A 2,736-nucleotide genomic window follows, 5' to 3' on the forward strand; every position below is an offset into this window, starting at 1 on the left:
CGAGGAAGCGGGCTAGGTAGGTTCGCGCGACGGCGTCATAAAGAGCGACGGTTTTGCGTCCGTTTCGGTCGCTCCAGTCCGACAGCGAAACGGCCGCTGCGTCGGCTTCTGCGAAGCGTGACCATTCGGGGATGTAGGGCGGGTTGAGCAGTTCTGAACCGTCGGACATTTTTACGAGGCCGCCGAGGTTCCACACGAGGTGTCATGTTCCGTTCACGAGTGCACAGATGTCTGTTCACGCCTGCACAACTGGTTCGGAGATCGACTGACGCGTTCTGTTCTGCTCAGTTGGTTCTCTGGGGCGTCATGGCATTCAACTCGATCGGGGCCACCGCGACCACAGCACAGCCGCATCGACGGCGGCACTGCCTACGATCGCTCGTGCCGACAACGTCGCCATCACCGCCAACACTCTCTTCGTGCGATCCCACGGAGCATCCAGCATCGTCAACGTTACCGAACTCGCCAATGTGCACCGATTCCGCTCCCACCCAACCACCTCCTTTGTGCAGAGAAGTGGTGAGCAAAAACCCTCTTAGTGCAGGGGTGAGCGGAAAAACCAGTGCTCAACACTCGCGTGCACAACCCCGAAAACACGCGGGTCGCTGTGCAGACGTGAACGGAAAATGACACGATTGTTGTCATTTTCCGTTCACGATTGCACAGATGTCCGTTCACCCCTGCACAGCTCGCTTCAGCCACCGACGAACTTGCCTCAAGTCCCCCTACGCGGAGCCTCCGACGCGACACTGCACGGCGCTCGGTACATCGGGCACCGTCGGAAGAGTGGTCGAGATGCTATTGAAAGCAATCAGTAACGGGTGAGCCCGCCATGAAGCTGCAGAACGGCACTACAACCATCATTCAGCGCTTTACCCCTCTGAGTCGTCTACGCTGCCGAGGTTTGACTCGGACCATCCCCCTTCGACGGGAGGGGAACGACCTCGACAACGATGAGCGCGGCCGCGACAGGGAATGCAGCCTGTATGGCTGCGTCGACGAAGTGTCGATCGCCGACCAGTTCGGGGTTCAGCCAGTCATCCCACCAGTCCCGCGGTAGTGGGACGGGGTTCCGGTCGTGGATGTGCAGGAGCTAGTCGACGGCGCTTGAGGTCAGGATCTCGGCGGTGAGCGCCCACAGGGTCGGGTCATCGTCAGCTTTCGAGTGGTCCTTCGACCACGAGTACAGACCAGCCAAAGCAAGGAGCTCACCGTTGGAGCTGTGGATATAGAACGGGATTTTCTTCTTCGTGACGGGGGCGGTCTTCCACTCGTACTAACCAGACACTGGCACGAGGGCACGGTGCGTTGTGACAGGGCCGCGCCACGTCGCTTTCTCGGTGATGCCTTCTGACCGAGCGTTGAAGGTAGGAAATTTGGTCGTGAGCTCCTGCGACCAGGACGGAGTGCGGGACCACCGTGCCAGCTCAAGCCGTCGCACGGCTTCCTCGTAGCGTGTGGCGGAATGAAGGACGACGGGTACCGTCTGGGTCAGCTTGATGTTCCAACTGGGGTGCCAGTCCTGGAAGTCTCCCCCAGCTGCATCACAGACGCTGAAGAGTTCGTCAGTTGTATTCGAGACCACGAGCCTGCCGCACATGATGTGGCCTTACAGCCGGTCGACCGCCGATGCCCAGACCCAGATGCGATGCACTCCCCTGCTCTGCCATTCAACGTAAACAGCTCGGCGCATCCATGCAAGAGCATGCCCGTCGACGTGGGTGCCGATCTTCGGTTATCTCACCCAGACGAGAATGGAAATCGGCTCGGTCGCCACCGTGATGGGTTCTCCGACGCCGCTGCGTTCTGCCCATGTCTGCCTGATCGGTGTAAGTGAAGTCGCATCGAGGTGCGCGGGCTCGACGGGCTGAAATTTGTCTGCGGAAATCTGGCATTCACACTCGCCTGAACAACCCCGAAACCACCGGGGTCGTTGTGGAGACGACTTCGAAAAATGACAATACGACTGGGCAGGGCGGAGCGTGAGTGATGTGGCTCGGCACCAGCTTGTTACCGCGGATTTACGTTGCGAACAGGTCTGGTAGCAAAGAAACGAAATCACACTGGGGGCAACGCTCACAACCTCTGAGACCATTCTTAGTACTCATGACCTCGACGTTCATCTCGGTGCCGCATGAGGGGCACGCCGGCCCGCTCACAGGACCCCGACGTCAATCATTTGGTCGGGCGGAGCACAGACGAAATGGGCGACTTTGACCGCGTCAACGTGAGCGTCCGAGACCGGCACGGAATTCGTCACATCTCCAAGCACAACCGCAAGGGGAACGGCTCCGGTATTGGTGAAGAACTGCCCTGCGACGAAACAGAACAGAACATCCTCGGCTGTGCCGTGACTCATCACTTCTCCGCTGTCTAAATCCATATCCCTCAGTCTGGCCCGGCACCAACGTTTCCGCATAGCAAATTTCTCGTGCCGTAATACAGAGACGCCCCGCCGGAAGAGAAAACACCCAGAAGCCTTGATGGTAAAGCGCAAGAGCCTTCCTGCGCGGGAATCGTGACGGGTCTACCCCTCGAGGGCCCCGCCCTGTGCCAGAGCAATGATGCGATCGCGTCGGAAGCCAGCCCAGTGGTTGTGGTCGTCTACGACGACGATGGGAGCTGAGCTATAGCCGAGATCGTCAGAGACGTACTCGAGAGCTGCTGCGTTCTCGGTCACGTCGACGACTGTGTAGGTCACACCTGCTTTGTCGAGTGCTCGGTAGGTCATCGTGC

2 protein-coding genes and 1 pseudogene are annotated in these 2,736 nt (G+C 59.2%); 1 reads left to right on the plus strand and 2 read right to left on the minus strand.

What is annotated here, in order from left to right:
• Positions 1 to 1,093: 1,093 nt before the first annotated feature.
• A pseudogene (locus CXY75_RS20170) lies at positions 1,094 to 1,600 on the minus strand (SOS response-associated peptidase).
• A 534-nt stretch (positions 1,601 to 2,134) separates the two neighbouring features.
• On the opposite strand from CXY75_RS20170, the gene CXY75_RS19595 reads away from it, so the two are divergent.
• Positions 2,135 to 2,377 carry a hypothetical protein gene (locus CXY75_RS19595; protein WP_158251067.1) on the plus strand — a complete coding sequence of 81 codons (243 nt, stop codon included), beginning with the start codon at positions 2,135 to 2,137 and terminating at the stop codon, positions 2,375 to 2,377.
• A gap of 150 nt (positions 2,378 to 2,527) precedes the next feature.
• On the opposite strand, the gene CXY75_RS00215 is transcribed toward CXY75_RS19595, so the two are convergent.
• Complete coding sequence (locus tag CXY75_RS00215) at positions 2,528 to 2,731, minus strand: glutaredoxin family protein (protein WP_104080895.1); 204 nt, start codon at positions 2,729 to 2,731, stop codon at positions 2,528 to 2,530.
• Positions 2,732 to 2,736 lie beyond the last annotated feature (5 nt).

This window comes from Cryobacterium sp. Y11, from assembly GCF_002929535.1.
GTDB lineage: Bacteria > Actinomycetota > Actinomycetes > Actinomycetales > Microbacteriaceae > Cryobacterium.

Excerpts from the sequence above, each read along its gene's own strand:
- CXY75_RS19595 (WP_158251067.1), top strand. The coding sequence starts at position 2,135 with ATGAGGGGCACGCCGGCCCGCTCACAGGACCCCGACGTCAATCATTTG.
- CXY75_RS00215 (WP_104080895.1), bottom strand. The coding sequence starts at position 2,731 with ATGACCTACCGAGCACTCGACAAAGCAGGTGTGACCTACACAGTCGTC.